Annotated in this window: 13 protein-coding genes; 3 read left to right on the top strand and 10 right to left on the bottom strand. The window is 73.5% G+C overall.

Annotated features, from left to right (window positions below):
• Positions 1-36: 36 nt before the first annotated feature.
• The 5 genes from ABZ719_RS12905 to ABZ719_RS12885 all read right to left on the bottom strand — a co-directional run bounded on the left by ABZ719_RS12905 (position 37) and on the right by ABZ719_RS12885 (position 8,161).
• Positions 37-1,467 (bottom strand): S28 family serine protease, encoded by a 1,431-nt coding sequence (locus tag ABZ719_RS12905; protein ID WP_366725228.1) that lies wholly within the window; start codon positions 1,465-1,467, stop codon positions 37-39.
• A 247-nt stretch (positions 1,468-1,714) separates the two neighbouring features.
• The gene (locus ABZ719_RS12900; protein ID WP_366725227.1) at positions 1,715-2,110 is read right to left on the bottom strand and encodes a hypothetical protein; all 396 of its coding nucleotides are present in this window, start codon (positions 2,108-2,110) and stop codon (positions 1,715-1,717) included.
• A gap of 83 nt (positions 2,111-2,193) precedes the next feature.
• On the bottom strand, positions 2,194-5,925 hold the full coding sequence (locus ABZ719_RS12895; RefSeq protein ID WP_366725226.1) for an ABC transporter ATP-binding protein: 3,732 nt from the start codon (positions 5,923-5,925) through the stop codon (positions 2,194-2,196).
• 200 nt (positions 5,926-6,125) lie between these two features.
• Positions 6,126-7,181: an esterase-like activity of phytase family protein gene (locus ABZ719_RS12890; RefSeq protein ID WP_366725225.1), complete on the bottom strand. Its 1,056-nt coding sequence runs from the start codon at positions 7,179-7,181 to the stop codon at positions 6,126-6,128.
• A 53-nt stretch (positions 7,182-7,234) separates the two neighbouring features.
• Complete coding sequence (locus ABZ719_RS12885; protein ID WP_366725224.1) at positions 7,235-8,161, bottom strand: serine hydrolase; 927 nt, start codon at positions 8,159-8,161, stop codon at positions 7,235-7,237.
• Positions 8,162-8,283: 122 nt separating this feature from the next.
• Here ABZ719_RS12885 and ABZ719_RS12880 point away from each other — a divergent pair, with 122 nt between their 5' ends.
• Positions 8,284-8,655, top strand: coding sequence for a hypothetical protein (locus ABZ719_RS12880; protein WP_366725223.1), 372 nt, complete (start codon positions 8,284-8,286; stop codon positions 8,653-8,655).
• 27 nt (positions 8,656-8,682) lie between these two features.
• On the opposite strand, the gene ABZ719_RS12875 is transcribed toward ABZ719_RS12880, so the two are convergent.
• Genes ABZ719_RS12875 through ABZ719_RS12865 form a run of 3 tightly spaced genes read right to left on the bottom strand, consistent with a single transcriptional unit; the run spans position 8,683 to position 12,922 of the window.
• Positions 8,683-10,389, bottom strand: a complete 1,707-nt coding sequence (locus ABZ719_RS12875) for a thiamine pyrophosphate-binding protein (protein ID WP_366725222.1) — start codon at positions 10,387-10,389, stop codon at positions 8,683-8,685.
• Between the two features lie 23 nt (positions 10,390-10,412).
• A complete protein-coding gene (gene speB / locus ABZ719_RS12870; RefSeq protein WP_366725221.1) occupies positions 10,413-11,381 on the bottom strand; it encodes an agmatinase in 969 nt (322 codons plus the stop codon).
• Positions 11,382-11,437: 56 nt separating this feature from the next.
• Complete coding sequence (locus tag ABZ719_RS12865; protein ID WP_366725220.1) at positions 11,438-12,922, bottom strand: sodium:solute symporter; 1,485 nt, start codon at positions 12,920-12,922, stop codon at positions 11,438-11,440.
• A 216-nt stretch (positions 12,923-13,138) separates the two neighbouring features.
• Between ABZ719_RS12865 and ABZ719_RS12860 the strand changes: the two genes are divergently transcribed.
• Together ABZ719_RS12860 and ABZ719_RS12855 are read left to right on the top strand one after the other, a co-directional pair.
• The gene (locus tag ABZ719_RS12860) at positions 13,139-14,719 is read left to right on the top strand and encodes a PucR family transcriptional regulator ligand-binding domain-containing protein (RefSeq protein ID WP_366725219.1); all 1,581 of its coding nucleotides are present in this window, start codon (positions 13,139-13,141) and stop codon (positions 14,717-14,719) included.
• A gap of 62 nt (positions 14,720-14,781) precedes the next feature.
• Entirely contained in the window at positions 14,782-15,573 is a 792-nt protein-coding gene (locus tag ABZ719_RS12855; protein WP_366725218.1) for a phosphatase, read from the top strand.
• A gap of 25 nt (positions 15,574-15,598) precedes the next feature.
• On the opposite strand, the gene ABZ719_RS12850 is transcribed toward ABZ719_RS12855, so the two are convergent.
• Both ABZ719_RS12850 and ABZ719_RS12845 read right to left on the bottom strand, forming a co-directional pair.
• On the bottom strand, positions 15,599-16,585 hold the full coding sequence (locus tag ABZ719_RS12850) for a cation diffusion facilitator family transporter (protein WP_366725217.1): 987 nt from the start codon (positions 16,583-16,585) through the stop codon (positions 15,599-15,601).
• Positions 16,586-16,590: 5 nt separating this feature from the next.
• Entirely contained in the window at positions 16,591-17,472 is an 882-nt protein-coding gene (locus ABZ719_RS12845; RefSeq protein ID WP_366725216.1) for an acyl-CoA thioesterase II, read from the bottom strand.
• Positions 17,473-17,475 lie beyond the last annotated feature (3 nt).

Raw genomic sequence — 17,475 nt, 5'->3', positions numbered from 1 at the left:
CGGGGCGCGGTCCACCGCGGTTGCGGTGTGTGGTTCCTACGGTCTGAGCGCGGGCTCGCGTTCCACGTCCCGCACGTCCAGCTTCGCGTCGGGGCGGGCCAGCGGCCGGGCCGCCGACGGGTTCTCCCGCACCTCGGCGGGGGCGACGCCCGCCCAGTCGAGGATCCTGGCGGTGGCGAGCGCCTTCTGCCCGGGCACGAGGCCCGCGACGTTCGCACCGTGGTTCATGCCCGGTGCCGTGAAGACGTACGAGTCCCGGGCGCCGTGGCCGAGGCGGAACCGCTCCGAGCCCCAGGGGTCGTTCTGCCCGTAGACGAACATCATCCCGTCCGCGTGGTGGCGCACCCAGGTGTCGACGTCGCGCATGGCGTAGGGCTCGAAACGCATCGGGATGGAGCGGGGCACGAAGTTGCGCGGCGGCTGGTAGCCGTAGCGGATCAGCTTCTTCTCGATGTGCGGGAAGCGGATCGTGGGGGCGCCCAGCTGCGTGCCCGCCTGGTAGTAGTACGGCGTGTAGGTCTCCAGGCCCTGGTCGGTGTAGGCGGAGAAGCCGGAGATGGTGTCGACCGAGTCCCAGATCTGCTGGTCGGTGGCGGTGCGGGCGTCGGCGGGGATCGTGTCGCAGTCCTTCAGCAGGCTGTACTGCCAAAAGCCCCACACGTAGTCGAGGACGACCGCCTCGTAGGCCCGGTCCAGGCTGCCGATGGTGGTGAAGGTGTAGTGGTTGTCCGCGGCGTACTGGGCGTACTTCTCCTCCAGCGGCTCACGGCGCACCAGTGCCTCGCGCTGTACGGCGCCGAGCCGGTCGCGGCACTCCTTGGTGCCGACGGTCTCGAAGAAGCGGTCGTAGGCGGAGTCCTCGTCGTTGACGACGTCGTTGGGGGCGACGTAGGCGACGACGCCGTCCATGTCGCGCGGGTAGAACCGCTCGTAGTAGGTGGCCGTCATGCCGCCCTTGGAGCCGCCGGTGGCGATCCAGTTGTGCGTGTAGACCTGCTTGAGGGCGGTGAAGAGGCGGTGCTGGTCACTGGCCGCCTGCCAGATGTCGAGCTTGGACCAGTCGGCCGGGGCGGGCCGGGACGGGGTGAAGAAGCGGTACTCCAGGGAGACCTGGTTGCCGTCCACGATCTGGGTCGGCTCGCGGCGGCTCGGGGTGGTGGAGACGTTGTAGCCGCCGGTGTAGAACACCGTGGGGCGGTCGACTCCCTTGTGCAGCACGGTGATCCGCTGCTGGAAGGTGCCCTTGGACGGGTGCCGGTGGTCGACCGGCTGGGTGTAGTTCAGGACGAAGAAGCGGTAGCCGGTGTAGGGCTTCTCCTCGATCAGGCTCATGCCCGGTATGGACAGCAGCCGGTCCTTGATGTCGGTGCCGGTGGCCCGGGTCTGGGCGGCGGTGGCCGCCCCGGCCGTGCTGACGGTGCCCACGAGCACCACCAGCGCCAGCAGCCATCTGAGCGCCTTGCGCATGCACACTCCCCTGTGAGACAGATGTGCGCCGGAAGCTATCGGAGCAACTCGGGTGCACACCAGGGGAGTCGGCGAATCGGCCCTGCCGGGGCCGCCGTCGGGCCACTCGGCGGCTCGGCGAGGCGGCGGCCGGGGCGGAGGCCGGCGGGACGGCCCGCCGGGCGCCGGCCCCGGCGGCAGCCGTCAGCCGTGGGGGCGTCAGCCGTCAGCCGTCAGCCGTCAGCCGTCAGCCGTCAGCCGTCAGCCGTCAGCACAGGATCCAGCCGCTGCCGGCCGACCGCGAGCCGACCGAACCGCTGACGCGCACGCAGCGGTGTCCGGCGTGGACGGTGACCGGGCCGGCCCGGTAGGAGTAGCGGCCCTTGTCGGTGACCGGGCGGTTGCCGCGGGCCTGCACGGTCACCGACATCGTCTGCACGCGGCCGGGGCGGTCGGAGACCGTGACCGCGCAGACGTAGCCGTCGCGCTTGTAGACGTGCACGGAGCCGGTGGCGAACGACAGCGTCCGGACCTCGCGGCCCCGGCACGAGGACGGGCCCGAGGCCGCCTGGGCGGCGCCGGGCACCGCCAGCGACAGCAGTCCGGATCCGGTCAGCACGGCCAGGCCGAGGGCCAGCGGGCGGCGCAGCGCAGCGCGGTCCACGGTCACCCCTCCCCTTGCGGCAGGCACATCGACGTACAGGTGTACGGACGCCGTACGTACCCCGGATGGTTGCCCCCGCCGCCTCACCGGGACGCGCTGACGGGCTGCCCGGGCTCGCCCGCGCCGATGAAGGTGCGCCACAGGCGCGCGTACCGGCCGTCGCGGGCCAGGAGTTCGTCGTGCATGCCGTCCTCGACGACACGGCCGTGGTCCATCACGACCACGCGGTCCGCGCGGGCGGCCGTGGTCAGCCGGTGGGCGACCACGAGCGTGGTGCGGCGGCCCGCCAGCCGGTCGGTGGCCTGGTTCACCTGGGCCTCGGTGGCCAGGTCCAGGGCGGCGGTGGCCTCGTCGAGCAGCAGGACGTCCGGGTCGACGAGTTCGGCGCGGGCCAGCGCGATGAGCTGGCGCTGCCCGGCCGACAGGTTGCGGCCGCGTTCGGCGACCTCGTGCAGGTAGCCGCCCTCCAGGGTGGCGATCATCTCGTGCGCGCCGACCGCGCGGGCCGCGGCCTCCACCTCGGCGTCGGCCGCGTCCGGGCGGCCGTAGGCGATGGCGTCGCGGACGGTGCCCGGGAAGAGGTACGCCTCCTGCGGGACGACGCCGAGCCGGTGGCGGTAGGCCGTGATGTCCAGCTCGCGCAGGTCGGTGCCGTCGACGGTGACCCGGCCGCCGGTCGGGTCGTAGAACCGGGCGACCAGCTTGACCAGGGTCGACTTGCCCGCGCCGGTCTCGCCGACGAACGCGACGGTCTGTCCGGCGGGGATGCGCAGGTCGATCCCGGTCAGGGCCTCCTCCTCGTCGCCGTAGGCGAAGCGCACGTCCTCGAAGGCGATCTCGCCGCGCAGGGCGGGCACCTCGCGGGGGTCGGCGGCGGGCTCGGTGGACGCCGGCTCCTGGAGCAGTTCCTGGATCCGGCCGAGGGAGACGGTGGCCTGCTGGTAGCCGTCGAAGACCTGGGAGAGCTGCTGGACGGGCGCGAAGAACAGGTCGATGTAGAGCAGGTACGCCACCAGGGCGCCCGTGGTCAGCGTCGCCGCCTCCACCCGGCCCGCGCCCGCGATCAGCACGGAGGCCGCCGCGACCGAGGACAGGAGCTGGACGAAGGGGAAGTAGACGGAGATCAGCCACTGGCCGCGTATGCGGGCCCGGCGGTAGCTGTCGCTGCGCTCGGTGAACCGCCGTCCGCCGTCCTCCTCGCGCCGGAACGCCTGCACGATGCGCAGCCCGGCCACCGACTCCTGGAGGTCGGCGTTGACCACCGAGACCCGCTCGCGGGCGAGCTGGTAGGCCTTGACGCTGGCCCGGCGGAAGAAGAACGTGGCGACGATCAGCGGGGGCAGGGTCGCGAAGACGACCAGGGCCAGTCCGACGTCGATCACCAGCAGGGCGACCATGATCCCGAAGAAGGTGACCACGGAGACGAAGGCCGTGACCAGACCGGTCTGCAGGAACGTCGACAGGGCGTCGACGTCCGTGGTCATCCGCGTCATGATCCGGCCGGTCAGCTCGCGCTCGTAGTAGTCGAGACCGAGCCGCTGGAGCTGGGCGAAGATCTTCAGGCGCAGCGTGTACAGGACGCGCTCGCCGGTGCGGCCGGTCATCCGGGTCTCGCCGGTCTGCGCCGCCCACTGCACGAGCACGGCGAGCAGGCCGAGCAGGGAAGCGGTCCAGACGGCGCCGAGCGCCATCCTGGTGACGCCCTGGTCGATGCCGTGCCGGATCAGGACGGGCAGCAGCAGACCCATCCCGGCGTCCACGGCGACGAGGCCGAGGCTGGCCAGCAGGGGCAGCCCGAAGCCGTGCAGCAGGCGGCGCAGGCCGTAGGAGGCCTCGGGGCGCACGGCGCGGGCCTCGTCGACGTCCGGGGTGTCGGTGGCCGGCGGCAGGGCCTCCACCTGGGCGAGCAGCTCCGGGGTGGCGGGCATGCCGGCCGTCGCCGCGTCGCGCGGCTCGCGCTCGCCCGCCCACAGAGCCGGGGTGATGCCCCGCTCGGCGTCGAACTCGGCGTCCAGTTCCTCGCGGACCGAGGTGTCCTCCGGGGGCACGGCGGGCAGGGCGTGGCCCGGGGAGACGCCGCCGAGTTCGTCGGGGTCGGTGAGCAGGCGCCGGTAGAGCGCGCAGCGTTCCTGGAGTTCGTCGTGGGTGCCGATGTCGGCGAGCCGGCCGCCGTCGAGGACGGCGATGCGGTCGGCGAGGCCGAGGGTGGAGCGGCGGTGCGCGATGAGCAGGGTGGTGCGGCCCCGCATGACCTGGCCGAGCGCCTCGTGGATCTCGTGCTCGACGCGGGCGTCGACGGCGGAGGTGGCGTCGTCCAGGACGAGCAGGCGCGGGTCGGTGAGGATGGCGCGGGCCAGGGCGACGCGCTGGCGCTGGCCGCCGGACAGGGTCAGGCCCTGCTCGCCGACCTTGGTGTCGTAGCCGTCGGGCAGCTCGGCGATGAAACGGTCCGCCTGGGCGGCGCGCGCGGCGGCGGTGATCTCCTCGTCGGTGGCGTCGGGGCGGCCGTAGGCGATGTTGGCGCGGACGGTGTCGGAGAAGAGGAAGGAGTCCTCGGGGACCAGGCCGATCGCGGCCCTGAGCGAGTCGAGCGTCAGCTCGCGCACGTCGTGGCCGCCGATCAGGACGGCGCCGTGCGTGACGTCGTAGAAGCGCGGCAGGAGCAGGGAGACGGTGGACTTGCCGGAGCCGGAGGAGCCGACGACGGCGAGGGTCTCGCCGGGGCGGATCTCGAAGGACAGGCCCTTGAGGACGGGGCGGCCGTCGGTGTAGGCGAAGGACACGTCGTCGAACTCGACGGTGGCGGGGGCGTCGGCCGGCAGTTCCCTGGTGCCCTCGGTGAGCGTGGGCTCGGTGTCGATCAGTTCCAGGACGCGTTCGGTGCCGGCGCGGGCCTGCTGGCCGACCGTGAGGACCACCGCGAGCATGCGGACCGGGCCGACGAGCTGGGCGAGGTAGGTGGAGAAGGCGACGAACGTGCCGAGGGTGATGTGCCCCTTCACCGCCAGCCAGCCGCCGAGCGCCAGCATGGCGACCTGGCCGAGCGCGGGGACCGACTGGAGGGCCGGGGTGAACTTCGCGTTCAGCCGGATCGTGCGCAGCCGCCCCGCGAACAGCCGGCGGCCGACCGCGCGCAGCTTGGCGGTCTCCTGCTCCTCCTGCCCGAAGCCCTTCACCACGCGGACGCCGCTGACCGCGCCGTCCACCACACCGGCGACGGCCGCCGCCTGCGCCTGCGCGTACCAGGTGGCCGGGTGGAGTCTGCTGCGGCTGCGCTTGGCGATCCAGCCGAGCGCGGGGGCGACGGCCAGGGCGACCAGGGTCAGCGGCAGCGACAGCCAGGCCATGATCACCAGGGAGATCACGAAGAGCAGGACGTTGCCGATGGTCATCGGCAGCATGAACAACAGGCCCTGGATGAGCTGGAGGTCGCTGGTGGCGCGGCCGATGACCTGGCCGGTGGAGAGGTCGTCCTGGCGGCGGCCGTCCAGCTTCGTGATCGACCCGTACATCTCGGTGCGCAGGTCGTGCTGGACGTCGAGGGCGAGCCGGCCGCCGTAGTAGCGGCGGACGTAGGTGGCGGCGTACACGAGGAGCGCGGCGCCGATCAGGGCGCCTGCCCAGGGGGCCATGGCGCGGCTGTGGTCACCTATGACGTCGTCGATGACGACCTTGGTGATCAGCGGGACGACGGCCATGACCGCCATCCCGGCGAGGGAGGAGCCGAGAGCGAGGACGACGTCCCTGGGATGGCGCCACGCGTACGAGGCGAGCCTGCGCACCCACCCTCGTGTCTCCCCCGGTTGCGCTGCCACGTCGGTGCCTCCCTGACGGCCTGATCTTCCGGAAGGCACCAACAAGGACGGCGGCGGATTTCATCCCTCCGCAACATTCGCCGGGCGCGGCGGGGCCGCCCGGGAAGGGGACGGAGGGCCGGAAGGCGGCCGGGAAGGGTTCGAAAGGGCTCAAGGAGGTCAGAAGGGGTGAAAAGTGGCGTAAGGCGCTCCGGAGGCGGTCAGATCTGTACCCGCAGGGAGTAGAAGCGGGTCGTCTGCGCCGGGTTCGCGTTGTCGTCGCTGACCAGGAGGACGCGCAGGCGGCCCCGGGTGTCGTGGCCGGTGACCGTCATGCCCTCGATGTTGTCCAGGAGCGGGTTGGGCTGCGGCTGCCTGGCGGTGGCACCGAGCGTGGGGCAGGCGGCGACGTCCGTGAGGAGGGTCTTCCTGATCAGGCGGACACCCGGCTGCCCGGTCAGCTTCTCGGTGCCGCTGGTGTCGGTGGCGCCGCGCGGGTCGGCGAGGTAGAGGCGGACGGTGTTGCCCACGCCGGCGGTGAAGCCGCGCTCCAGGACGAGCAGCCGCCCGTCGGGCGTGGCCTGGACCTCCGGCACGCCGAGGCTCGCGTCGTCGGTGCGGTAGGCGTACTGCGCGGCGAGCCGGAAGGGTCCGTCGCCGCTGCGCCGCCAGGTCTGGAAGCGGACGGTGCGGGCGTCGTCGCCGCTGAGCGCGTACTCCATGGAGGCGAGCAGGGTGCGGCCGCCGGGCAGCAGGGTCAGGCCCTCGAAGGTCTGGTTGGCGGCGGCCCGGCCGGCGGGGGCCACGCGCAGCGCGGCGGGCACCGGCAGCCGGTCCAGGACGCGGCCGTCGCGGGAGTAGCGGCGTACGGACGGCTCGGTCTCCGAGGTGACCAGGCGGGTGCCGTCCCGGTCGACGGCCAGGCCCTCGGAGTCGAGCGGCGCGCCGCTCTCGTCGGCGAGCCGGACCACGCCCGTCGGCTTGAGCGTGCGCCGGTCCAGGGTGAACAGCTCGGAGCGGTCGGAGAGCGCGGCCAGGTCGCCGTGCCGGTCGCGCGCGAGCGCGGAGAAGTTGCCGGCGTAGGAGCCCTGGTACGTCGTCTTGTCGAGCGCGTCGGTGAAGCGGTCCAGGGAGACGGACGGGGAGCAGGCGTGGTCCCGGCCCACCGGGGCGGCAAGGACGGCGGGGGCGGTCGAGGCGGCGGCCGGAGCGGCGGTCAGGCAGCTGGCCGCCGCCAGTGCGGCGGTGACGGTCGCGAGTACGGTTCTCAGACGCATGACCGTCACCGTAGGGCTCCCGGGTGACGGGCGGGCCACCGCGTCGTGAAGCGTCAGCCGGTCGGCGGCACCGGGACGGTCGCCTCCGCGGGCCGGGGCGCGGGCTCCACGCGCTTGACCCACCGCGCGGTGGGCGCGAGGTCCTTGTGGACGGCCCGGGCGATGTTCTGGATGGTGGTGACGCCGTAGTCCATGGTGCTGTTGTCCTGGGTCAGCACCGTGATGGTGTAGTCGTGGCCGCCGCCGTTGAAGGTGCCGACGCTGTGCACCCGCCAGCCGTGGGTGGCGCGCTGCAGCCAGCCGTTCTTGACGTGCCAGGCGACGTTGGAGGGCGCACCGGCGGGGGTGCCCCAGCGCTGGGAGGACACGACCTGGCCCATCAGCTTGAGGATGTAGGCGCGGGAGTTGTCGCTCAGGAGGGAGTTCTTCCCCGTGACGAGGGCGAGCAGCTTCTGCTCGTCGCGCACGGTGATCTGGGTCAGGCCCCAGTAGCCGTCGGCGCCCGGCTTGGTCTGGGTCATGCCGGCGGCGCTCAGGAATCCCTTGACCTTGCTCACGCCGAGCTGCTTCCACAGGGCGGACGTCGAGTCGTTGTCCGACTGGGTGATCATCGCCTTGGCGAGGTCGGCCTCGCGGTCGGTGAGCTTGCGGTTCGTCTTCTTGGCGTCCCACAGCAGGGTGGCGAGGACGGTCACCTTGACCACGCTCGCGGAGTCGTAGGCGCTCGACTCCCGGAAGGTGCAGGTGGTGTCGGTGCCGCGGTCGCGCACACCGACGGCGATGGAGCCCTTGCGGCCCGCCATGGCGGCGGTGATGTCCTTCTGCAGCTTGGCGGCCAGGCCGGCCCTGCCGGAGGTGCAGCTGACCTTCGGTGCGGCGGCCGCCGCGGGCGTCGCGGCGGCCACGCAGGGAACGAGCATCCCGGCGCCCGCGCCGATCGCCGCGAGCACCCTGACGCGTCGTGATATCCAGTGAGTCATACCCAGTGGACGCACAGATTCACGGGAATGGTTGTACGAACGCGACAACTTCCGCACGGGTGACCGGATCACGCCCCTCACCGGCGCCGGGTGAGCGTCACCGCGGTGGGTAGGAAGAGCGCGTGGCGGAACAGAGGCACGGCGAGCACCACTTGTCCGGACGGCTCCTCGCGGCGCTGTGGACGATACGTCTGCTGGCCGGGGAGACGGGACGGCCGCCGCGGCGGGAGGACCTCCTGGTGAAGGAGAAGCCCTCGGACTTCCTCGAAACGGCCATGGCGTCCCTGCTGGACCACCTCATGGCGGCCAAGCGCCGCGGCGGGGAGCACTGGAGAGCGGCCGCCGAGGTCTACGGCGCGATTCCCGGCCTGCTGCCGCTGAGGCAGGTACCGGCCCACACCATGGGCCCCGGCCCGCAACGCGCCTTCGCGGACGGGTACGCAGAACAGCGCGCGGCGCACGCGGAGAAGTACGGGCGGCTCGTGGAGGGTTGACCGCAGCGCGCCCCTGGCCGCCGGCGGTCACGCCTCCCGCGCCGCCGGTCGGTCCAGGTGCGTGGGCGCGAACATCCGCAGCACCGCCGGGAGGACGACCACCGACGGTCCGGGTGTCGCCAGGGCCCGCGCCAGGTCGGCCTCCAGCGTGTCGGGGGACGTGCGCACGCCCGGTACGCCGAAGGACTCGGCGAGGGCGACGTAGTCGGGGCGGGTGAGTTCCGTGGCCGTGGCCCGGCCGAAGGCGTCGGTCATGTACTCGCGCAGGATGCCGTAGCCGCCGTCGTCGACGATCAGCCAGGTGACGTCCAGGCCGTACTGGCGGGCCGTGGCCAGTTCGGCGATCGAGTACAGGGCGCCGCCGTCGCCGGAGACGGCGAGCACCGGGCGGGTCGGGTCGGCCACGGCCGCGCCGAGCGCCGCCGGGAAGCCGTAGCCGAGGCCGCCGGCGCCCTGGGCGGAGTGCATGGTGTTGGGTGCCTGGGCGTCGAAGGCCGACCACGCCCAGTACGCCAGGATCGTCATGTCCCAGAAGGACGGCGATCGGGCGGGCAGAGCGCGGCGCACCGACGCCAGGACGTCCTGCTCCAGGGTGAGGTCCTGGGCGGCGATGCGGTCGCGGACCTTGGCGAGGAGGTCGCGTACGCGGCCGGCCGCGGTGTCGTCCGTCCGTTCGTCCACCGTCTCCAGGAGGGCCTGGAGGGCGAGCCGGGCGTCGGCGTGGATGCCGAGGGCGGGGTGGTTGGCCTCCAGCTTGCCGGGGTCGGCCTCGATCTGGATCACCCGGCCGCGCGGGGCGAACGTGTGGTAGTTCGAGGAGAGTTCACCGAGGCCGGAGCCGACGACGAGCAGGACGTCGGCGTCCTCCAGGAAGTCGGTGGTGTGCCGGTCCTCCAGCCAGGACTGGAGGGAGAGCGGGTGGTTCCAGGGGAACGCGCCCTTGCCGCCGAAGGTGGTGACGACGGGGGCGTCCAGCCTCTCCGCCAGGGCACGCAGCTTCCCGGAGGCGTCCGCGCGGACGACGCCGCCGCCCGCGATGATCGCCGGGCGGGCCGCCGTGGACAGCAAGTGGGCGCCCACGGCGGTGAGTTCGGGGCGCGGCAGCAGGTCCTGCGGGGTCGCGTCCATCGCGGTCACCACCGGCAGGGCGGTCCGCGCGAGCAGGACGTCCTGCGGGATCTCCACCCAGACCGGGCCGTGCGGGGCGGTGAGCGCCGACTGCCAGGCAGCGGCGATCGCGGACGGGATCTGGGAGGGGGCGCGGACCGTGTGGACGGACTTCACCACCCCGCGGAACGAGGCCGCCTGGTCGGGCAGTTCGTGCAGGTAGCCGTGGCGGCCGCCGCCGAGCCCGGCGGTGGGCACCTGGCTGCTGATCGCGAGGACGGGCGCGGAGGCCGCCGCCGCCTCCTGGAGGGCGGCCAGGGAGGTGAGGGCCCCCGGGCCGGTCGACAGGAGCAGCGGGGCGGCCTCGCCGGTGACCCGGCCGTAGGCGTCGGCGGCGAAGCCCGCGTTGTTCTCCACCCGCAGGCCGACGTAGCGCAGGCCGGAGCGGCGCAGGGCGTCGAACACGCCGAGGGCGTGCTGGCCGGGCAGGCCGAAGACGGTGGTCGCGCCGAGCCCGGCCAGGGTCTCCACGACCAGGTCTCCGCCGGTGCGGCCGGGGGGAGGGTTCAGGGCGGCCTCCGCCTGGGCGGGCGTCGGGCGGAGTACCAGGTCGTGGTCGTGCGTCACTTGGGCTCGGTCTCCTCAGCGCGTCATGCGGTGCGGGCCGCCGCGATCTGGCGGCTCATGATGGTGGTCAGTTCGTACGCCGTGTGGGAGGCGGCGACGGAGGTGATCTCGGCGTGGTCGTAGGCCGGGGCGACCTCGACGACGTCGGCGGAGACCAGGTTGCAGGAGGCCAGGCCGCGCAGGATCTCCAGGAGTTCGCGGGAGGTCATGCCGCCGGCCTCGGGGGTGCCGGTGCCGGGCGCGTGGGCCGGGTCGAGGCAGTCGATGTCGATGGAGATGTACAGCGGGCGGTCGCCGATGCGCCCGCGCAGCTGGTCGGCGACCTCGTCGGCGCCGCGGCGGTACACGTCCGCGGAGGTGACGATGCCGAAGCCCATCTTCTCGTCGTCGGTGAGGTCCTGCTTGCCGTACAGCGGGCCGCGGGTGCCGACGTGGGAGAGGGCGGAGGTGTCGAGGATGCCCTCCTCCACCGCGCGCCGGAAGGGGGTGCCGTGGGTGTACTCGGCGCCGAAGTAGGTGTCCCAGGTGTCGAGGTGGGCGTCGAAGTGGAGCAGGGCGACCGGGCCGTGCTTCTTGGCGACGGACCTGAGCAGCGGCAGGGCGATGGTGTGGTCGCCGCCGAGCGTCATCAGGCGGGCGCCGGTGCCGAGCAGGTCGTCGGCGGCGGCCTCGATCGTGTCGACGGCCTCGTTGATGTTGAACGGGTTGACCGCGATGTCGCCGCCGTCGGCGACCTGGGCGAGGGCGAACGGGGAGGCGTCCTGCGCCGGGTTGTAGGGGCGCAGCAGCCGGGACGCCTCGCGGATGGCGTTACCGCCGAAGCGGGCGCCCGGCCGGTAGGAGACGCCGGAGTCGAACGGCACGCCCACGACGGCGACGTCGGCGCGGCCGACCTCGTCGAGGCGGGGCAGCCGGGCGAAGGTGGCGGGACCGGCGTAGCGCGGAACGCGGGAGGAGTCGACGGGGCCGCGGGGCGTCTCGGTGCTGCTCATGATGAAATGCCTTCTTTCCTGCGCTTCGTCGCGCATGTACTGCTTCCCTGGCGACTCTACGGGTGCGCCGGGACCGGTTCGGACGCGGGTTCGGGGGTGCGGCCGGCGAGGCGTTCGCGCCAGACGGCGAGGACGGACTCGTCGGTGGGCCGGGTGGCCAGGGACACGGCGACGTAGGCGACCAGCGAGGACAGCAGGCCGTAGTAGACGGGCTCGTTGGCGAGGATGCCGAAGCCCGCCATCAGGCCGATGACCGCGAGGCCGCCGACGATCACGGAGGCGAGGGCGCCGGGCGCGGTGCCGCGCTTCCACAGCAGCCCGCCGAGGATCGGCACGAGCAGGCCGCCGACGAGCAGGTTGTAGGCCACGGTCAGCGCCTCGACGACGTTGTTCAGCGCGATCGCGGTGCCGATGACGCCGACGCCCATGATGAGGATGAAGGCCCGGTTGCCCCTGACCTCGTCGTGCGCCTCGCCGTGGCCGTCGCCCCGCGCCTCGCCGCCGCGGCGCACCGCGCCGCGCAGCCGGGACCAGATGTCGTTGTTGGCGACGGTGGCGCAGGCGATCAGCGCGCCGGAGGAGGTCGACATCACGGCGGCCAGCGCGGCGGCCAGCACCAGGCCGCGCACGCCGACGGGCAGTTCGTCCTTGACGATGGTGGCGAACGCGTCGTCGGCGCTGCCCAGGTGCGGGTAGAGGACCTTGGCGGCGGTGCCGATGACGGCGCCGGCCAGGGCGTAGACCAGGCAGTAGGTGCCGGCGACGGTGCCGCCGTGGCGGGCGACCCTGTCACTGCGGGCGGTGAACACGCGCTGCCAGATGTCCTGCCCGATGAGCATGCCGAAGGTGTAGATCAGCACGTAGGTGAAGATCGTCTCGCCGCCGATGCCCAGCGGGTCGAAGTACGAGGTCGGCAGCTTGGCCCGCATCGCGCCGAAGCCGCCCGCCTTGACCACGGCGATGGGCAGCAGCAGGAGCAGTACGCCGATCGTCTTGACGACGAACTGCACCATGTCGGTGAGCGTGATGGACCACATGCCGCCGAGGGTGGAGTACGCGACGACGATCGCGCCGCCGATGACGATGGCGACCGTGCGGTTCAGGTCGAACAGCACGTCGAAGATCGTGGCGTAGGCGATGGTCGAGGTCACGGCGAGCATGAGGGTGTACGCCCACATGACCACGCCGGAGATGATGCCCGCCTTGCCGCCGTAGCGCAGGTCGAGCATCTCGGAGACGGTGTAGACCTTCAGCCGGGCGATGCGGGCGGAGAAGAACACGGAGAGGGCGAGGATGCCGAGGCCGATGGTGAAGACCATCCACGCGCCGGACAGGCCGTACTTGTAGCCGAGGCCCACACCGCCGATGGTGGACGCGCCGCCGAGGACGATCGCCGCCATGGTGCCGGAGTACATCGCGGGCCCCAGGCGGCGGCCCGCCACCAGGAACTCGCTCTTGGACTTGGCGCGGCGCATGCCCCACCAGCCCATGGCCAGCATGCCGGCCAGATAGAGAACGATCACCGTGTAGTCGACGGCCATGTGGGGCCCTCCTTCGCGCACTGTCCGGTGGCGGGTCGTGCAAAGACGTGTGGATTTCCTGGGGTCCCCCGGAAAGGGGGCGCCGGCAGTGGCACGCGGGGACATCCGCCCGTACCCGCGGCCGCCGGGTCTGGAACGACATTAGGTGGCCGGAAAGCGACTGCGAAGTGTACTTTTCATCCATTCGAGGGGGCAGGGATGGAGGAAGCGCACACCATGCCGGACACGCCTGCCCCAGCGGGCCCCCTCACCCAGGTGGTCCCGCCGACCCCACCGGTCCCGCTGGCCGCGCTCATGGCCCGCGACGACCTCGCCCTGCGCCAGCTCGCCGGGCCCGCCGGGCCGGACGTCGTCATCCAGTGGGCGCACGCCTCGGAGATGGCCGACCCCTACCCGTACCTGCTGGGCGGCGAGCTGCTGCTGACGGCGGGCGTGCACATCCCGCGGAACGCGCCGGCCGGGTACTTCGACGACTACGTCGCGCGGATCGTCGCGGCGGGCGGCGCGGCCCTCGGGTTCGGTGTGGCGCCGCTGCACGACACGGTCCCGCCCGCGCTGAGCGCCGCCTGCGAGGCCCGGGGACTGCCGCTGCTGGAGGTGCCGCCCCGGACGACGTTCGCCAAGGTCGCCCGGGCCGTGTGGCAACTGGTCGCCCAGTCCCGGACGGCCGAGCTGCGCCGGGTCACCGAGGCCCAGCAGAGCCTGGCCGCCGCCGCGTCCCGCCCCGACCCCGTCCCCTCGGTGCTGCGCCAGCTCGCCCAGCGGCTGACCGGCCTGGCCGTCCTCTACGGCCCCGACGGCACCCGCATCGCCGCCGCGGGCCGGGAGCCCGCCCAGGAGGTGGGAGCGGCCCTGGCCGGCCTGGCCGCGGTGGTGCGGCCGGGGCCCGCAGGACGGGCGGTTCCCCAGGGACGGACGGGGGCGGGGGCACCGCCGGGCCCCGGGGCGGGGGCGGGGGCGGGGGCCGGCGGGCCGTACGCACCCAGTTCGGCCGCCGACACCGTCGCCGGCAGCCACCTCGCCGCCTACGCCCTCGGCGCGGGCCACGGCTTCGTCCTCGCGGTGGCCTCCCCGCGGCGCGAGCAGGGGGACCACACCATCGCCTCCGTGGCCGCCGTGCTGCTGTCCCTGCTGACCGGCGAGCACCAGAGCGGCACCTCGGCGGCCCGCTCCGCCGCGCTCGTCCGGATGCTGCTGGGGGCGTCCGCCGAGGACGTGGCAGCGCTGCTCGGGCAGGGGCCGTGGACCGTCGTGCACGGCCGCCCCGAGCACCGGCCGGCGGACGCCGTCGCCGCCTCCGCGCTGGGCGCCGCCCTGGGCTCGGCGCTGGTCGACCTGACCGAAGGTTCCGGGACCGTACGGGTGCTGCTGCCGGCCGAGCGGGAAGCGGTACGGCAGCCGGGCTGGACCCTCGGGGCCAGCGCGGCCGTCCCGCCCCGGGAGTGGCCGGCCGCCGACACCCAGGCGGCGCGCGCCCTGGCCCGCGCCCGCGCCACCCGGGCCCCGCTGGTCCGCCACGGCGACCGGCCCGGCCTCGGCGACCTGGTCCCGGCCGAGGAGGCCGCCGCCCACGCCCGCGCCGTCCTCGCCCCCCTCGCCGCGCACCCCGCGCTGACCGAGACCCTGCGCGCCTGGCTCTCCCTGCACGGCAGCTGGGACCGGACCGCGGTGGCGCTGGCCGTGCACCGCAACACCGTGCGGCAGCGCATCGCCCGCTGCGCCGCCCTGCTGGCGGCCGACCTCGACGACCCGGACGTCCGCATGGAACTGTGGTTCGCGCTGAGACACGGGGAGTGACCCGCGTCCCAGCCCGTGGCGCGCGGCGGACTCGCGCAGCGGGCTGCCCCACAATGGGAGCCATGCCGATACCCGGGACACCCAGCCGCGCCGAACTCGTCGACCATCTCGTGAGGACCCGTATCGCGGGGGACGTCGCCACGCCCCGCGAGAACAACCTCTCGCACTACCGCAAGCTGGCCAACGGCGACCGCGGCTTCTGGCTCGGTCTGGAACTCGGCGACCGCTGGAGCGACGAGCAGGACGTGCTCGCGGTGATGGCCGAAAGGGTCGGCGTCAACGACGACCCCGAGTACCGGCAGGGCCAGGACACCATCGACCCGGATCTGACCGTCGACGGCCTGGAGCGGCTGGCCGGCCGGCTGCGCAAGGCGGCCGCGGGCAGGCAGCGGGTGCTGTTCGCCACCGGCCACCCCGGCGGCCTGCTGGACGTGCACCGCGCGACGGCCGCCGCGCTGCGCGCCGCCGGCTGCGAGATCGTCGTCATCCCGGAGGGACTGCGGACGGACGAGGGGTACGTCGTGCAGTTCGCGGACGTGGCGGTCCTCGAACACGGCGCCACCCTGTGGCACACCCACTCCGGCGAGCCGATGCGCGCCGTCCTCACCGGCCTGGACAGCGCGGGCCGCCCGCTGCCCGACCTCGTCGTCGCCGACCACGGCTGGGCGGGGTGCGCCGGCCAGCTCGGCGTCGACTCCGTGGGCTACGCCGACTGCAACGACCCGGCCCTCTTCCTCGCCGAGGCCGAGGGCACCCTCCAGGTGGCGGTCCCCCTCGACGACCACGTGGTCAGCCCCCGCTTCTACGACCCGATGACCGCGTACCTGCTCGACCGGGCGGGCCTGTCCGCCTGACCGCGCCCGGGCCCACCGCGTCCCGTCACGGCCACGGGTTGAGACCCTCCGAGCGGCGCTGCGCGAATCCCGGCGTCGGGTCCAGGTAGACCCGGCTGACGACGGGGAGCGCCTCGCGCAGCCGCTGCTCGGCCTGCTCGCAGGCCCACTCGATCTGCGCCGCGCTCGACACGTCCCGGAAGTCGACCTTCGCCGCCACCAGGGCCTCCCTGGGCCCCTGCACGAGCGTCGTCAGCTCCAGTACGGCCTCGATGTGCTCCACCGCCAGCAGTTCCGCCCGGATCCGCTCCCGGGTGGCGCGGGGCAGCGGACGGCCGATGAGCAGTTCCACGTTCGAGCGGCCCAGCACCCAGGCCACGTACAGGAGCAGCGCGCCGATGCACAGCGAGGCGACGCCGTCCCAGACCCCGGACCCGGTGAGCTGTCCGCCGAGCAGGCCGCCGGCGGCGAGCAGCAGACCGACCAGGGCGGCGGAGTCCTCCATGACCACGGCCTTGACGGCGGTGTCGGCGGTCCGCCGGAAGTAGCGGCCGAAGGGCACTTTCAGGCGGGCGGCCTCACCGCGGGCCTGGCGCAGCCCCGTGCGCAGCGAGAAGCCCTCCAGCAGGAAGGCGACGGCGAGCACGATGTACGACACCAGCGGGTCGCCGAGTTCCTCCCCCGACAGGAGCGTGTGGAGGCCGTCGTAGAGGGAGAAGACCGCGCCGCCGACGAACGTGGCGACGGCCGCGAGCAGCGCCCAGATGTAGCGCTCGGGGCCGTAGCCGAGCGGGTGGTCCTCGTCGGCGGGGCGCTCGCTGCGTTTGAGCGCGGTGAGCAGCAGGACCTCGGTGACCGTGTCGGCCACCGAGTGCGCGGCCTCCGAGAGCATCGCGCTGGATCCGCTGATCACCCCGGCCACCGCCTTGGCCAGCGCGATCCCGAGGTTGGCCAGGGCGGCGACGATCACCGTGAAGGTGCTCTCGCCGCCGCCCGGCCCCTGTGCTGTCGACTCTCCTGCGGTGTCCGCCATGCCCCTCAGTGTTCCCGGGGAACGCGGACCACGCCTTCCTGGATCACCGTGACGGCCAGCCGGCCGTCCCGCGTGTGGATGCGGGCCTGCCCGAGACCGCGCCCGCCGGACGCCGAGGGCGACTCCTGGTCGTACAGCAGCCACTCGTCGGCGCGGAAGGGCCGGTGGAACCACATGGCGTGGTCCAGGGAGGCGCCGACGACGTCCCCGACCGCCCAGCCGCCGCGCCCGTGGGCGAGCAGCACCGAGTCGAGCAGGGTCATGTCGGAGACGTAGGTGGCGAGGACGACGTGCAGGAGGGGCTCGTCGACGGCGCCGTCGAGCTTGCCGTTGGTGCGGAACCAGACCTGGGAGTGCGGCTCGCGGGGCGCGCCGAACTCCCCGTACGGGGGCTCGCCGACGTAGCGCAGGTCGACGGCCTCGCGGGTCTCCAGGAACCGCTCGACCACCTCGGGCGCCAGGTGGCCGTAGCCGCGCAGCCGTTCCGCGGAGGTGGGCAGGGTCTCCGGGTCCGGTGCGGACGGCATGGGCACCTGGTGGTCCAGCCCCTCCTCGTACGTCTGGAAGGACGCCGAGAGGTGGAAGACCGGCTGCCCGTGCTGGACGGCGACGACCCGGCGGGTGGTGAAGGAGCGGCCGTCGCGGATGCGGTCCACCGTGTAGACGATGGGCGCGCCGGGGTCGCCGGGGCGCAGGAAGTAGGCGTGCAGCGAGTGCGCGTGCCGGTCGGCGGGGACCGTGCGCCCGGCGGCGACCATCGCCTGCGCGGCGACCTGTCCGCCGAAGACGCGCGGGACGACGGCGGAGCGGGACCGGCCGCGGAAGATGTCCCGCTCGATCCGCTCCAGGTCGAGCAGATCGAGCAGGGACTCCAGTGCCGTGCTCACGGG

Origin of the sequence: Streptomyces sp. NPDC006743, assembly GCF_040703815.1 — a bacterium.
In the GTDB taxonomy this organism is placed as follows: Bacteria; Actinomycetota; Actinomycetes; order Streptomycetales; family Streptomycetaceae; genus Streptomyces.
The sequence above is the reverse complement of the archived record's forward strand: the minus strand, read 5'-3'. Positions and strand labels throughout refer to the sequence as shown.

Coding starts and splice junctions, on each gene's coding strand:
- ABZ719_RS12905 (WP_366725228.1), bottom strand. CDS start 1,467: ATGCGCAAGGCGCTCAGATGGCTGCTGGCGCTGGTGGTGCTCGTGGGC.
- ABZ719_RS12890 (WP_366725225.1), bottom strand. CDS start 7,181: ATGCGTCTGAGAACCGTACTCGCGACCGTCACCGCCGCACTGGCGGCG.
- ABZ719_RS12885 (WP_366725224.1), bottom strand. CDS start 8,161: ATGACTCACTGGATATCACGACGCGTCAGGGTGCTCGCGGCGATCGGC.
- speB (WP_366725221.1), bottom strand. CDS start 11,381: ATGAGCAGCACCGAGACGCCCCGCGGCCCCGTCGACTCCTCCCGCGTT.
- ABZ719_RS12865 (WP_366725220.1), bottom strand. CDS start 12,922: ATGGCCGTCGACTACACGGTGATCGTTCTCTATCTGGCCGGCATGCTG.
- ABZ719_RS12860 (WP_366725219.1), top strand. CDS start 13,139: ATGCCGGACACGCCTGCCCCAGCGGGCCCCCTCACCCAGGTGGTCCCG.
- ABZ719_RS12855 (WP_366725218.1), top strand. CDS start 14,782: ATGCCGATACCCGGGACACCCAGCCGCGCCGAACTCGTCGACCATCTC.
- ABZ719_RS12850 (WP_366725217.1), bottom strand. CDS start 16,585: ATGGCGGACACCGCAGGAGAGTCGACAGCACAGGGGCCGGGCGGCGGC.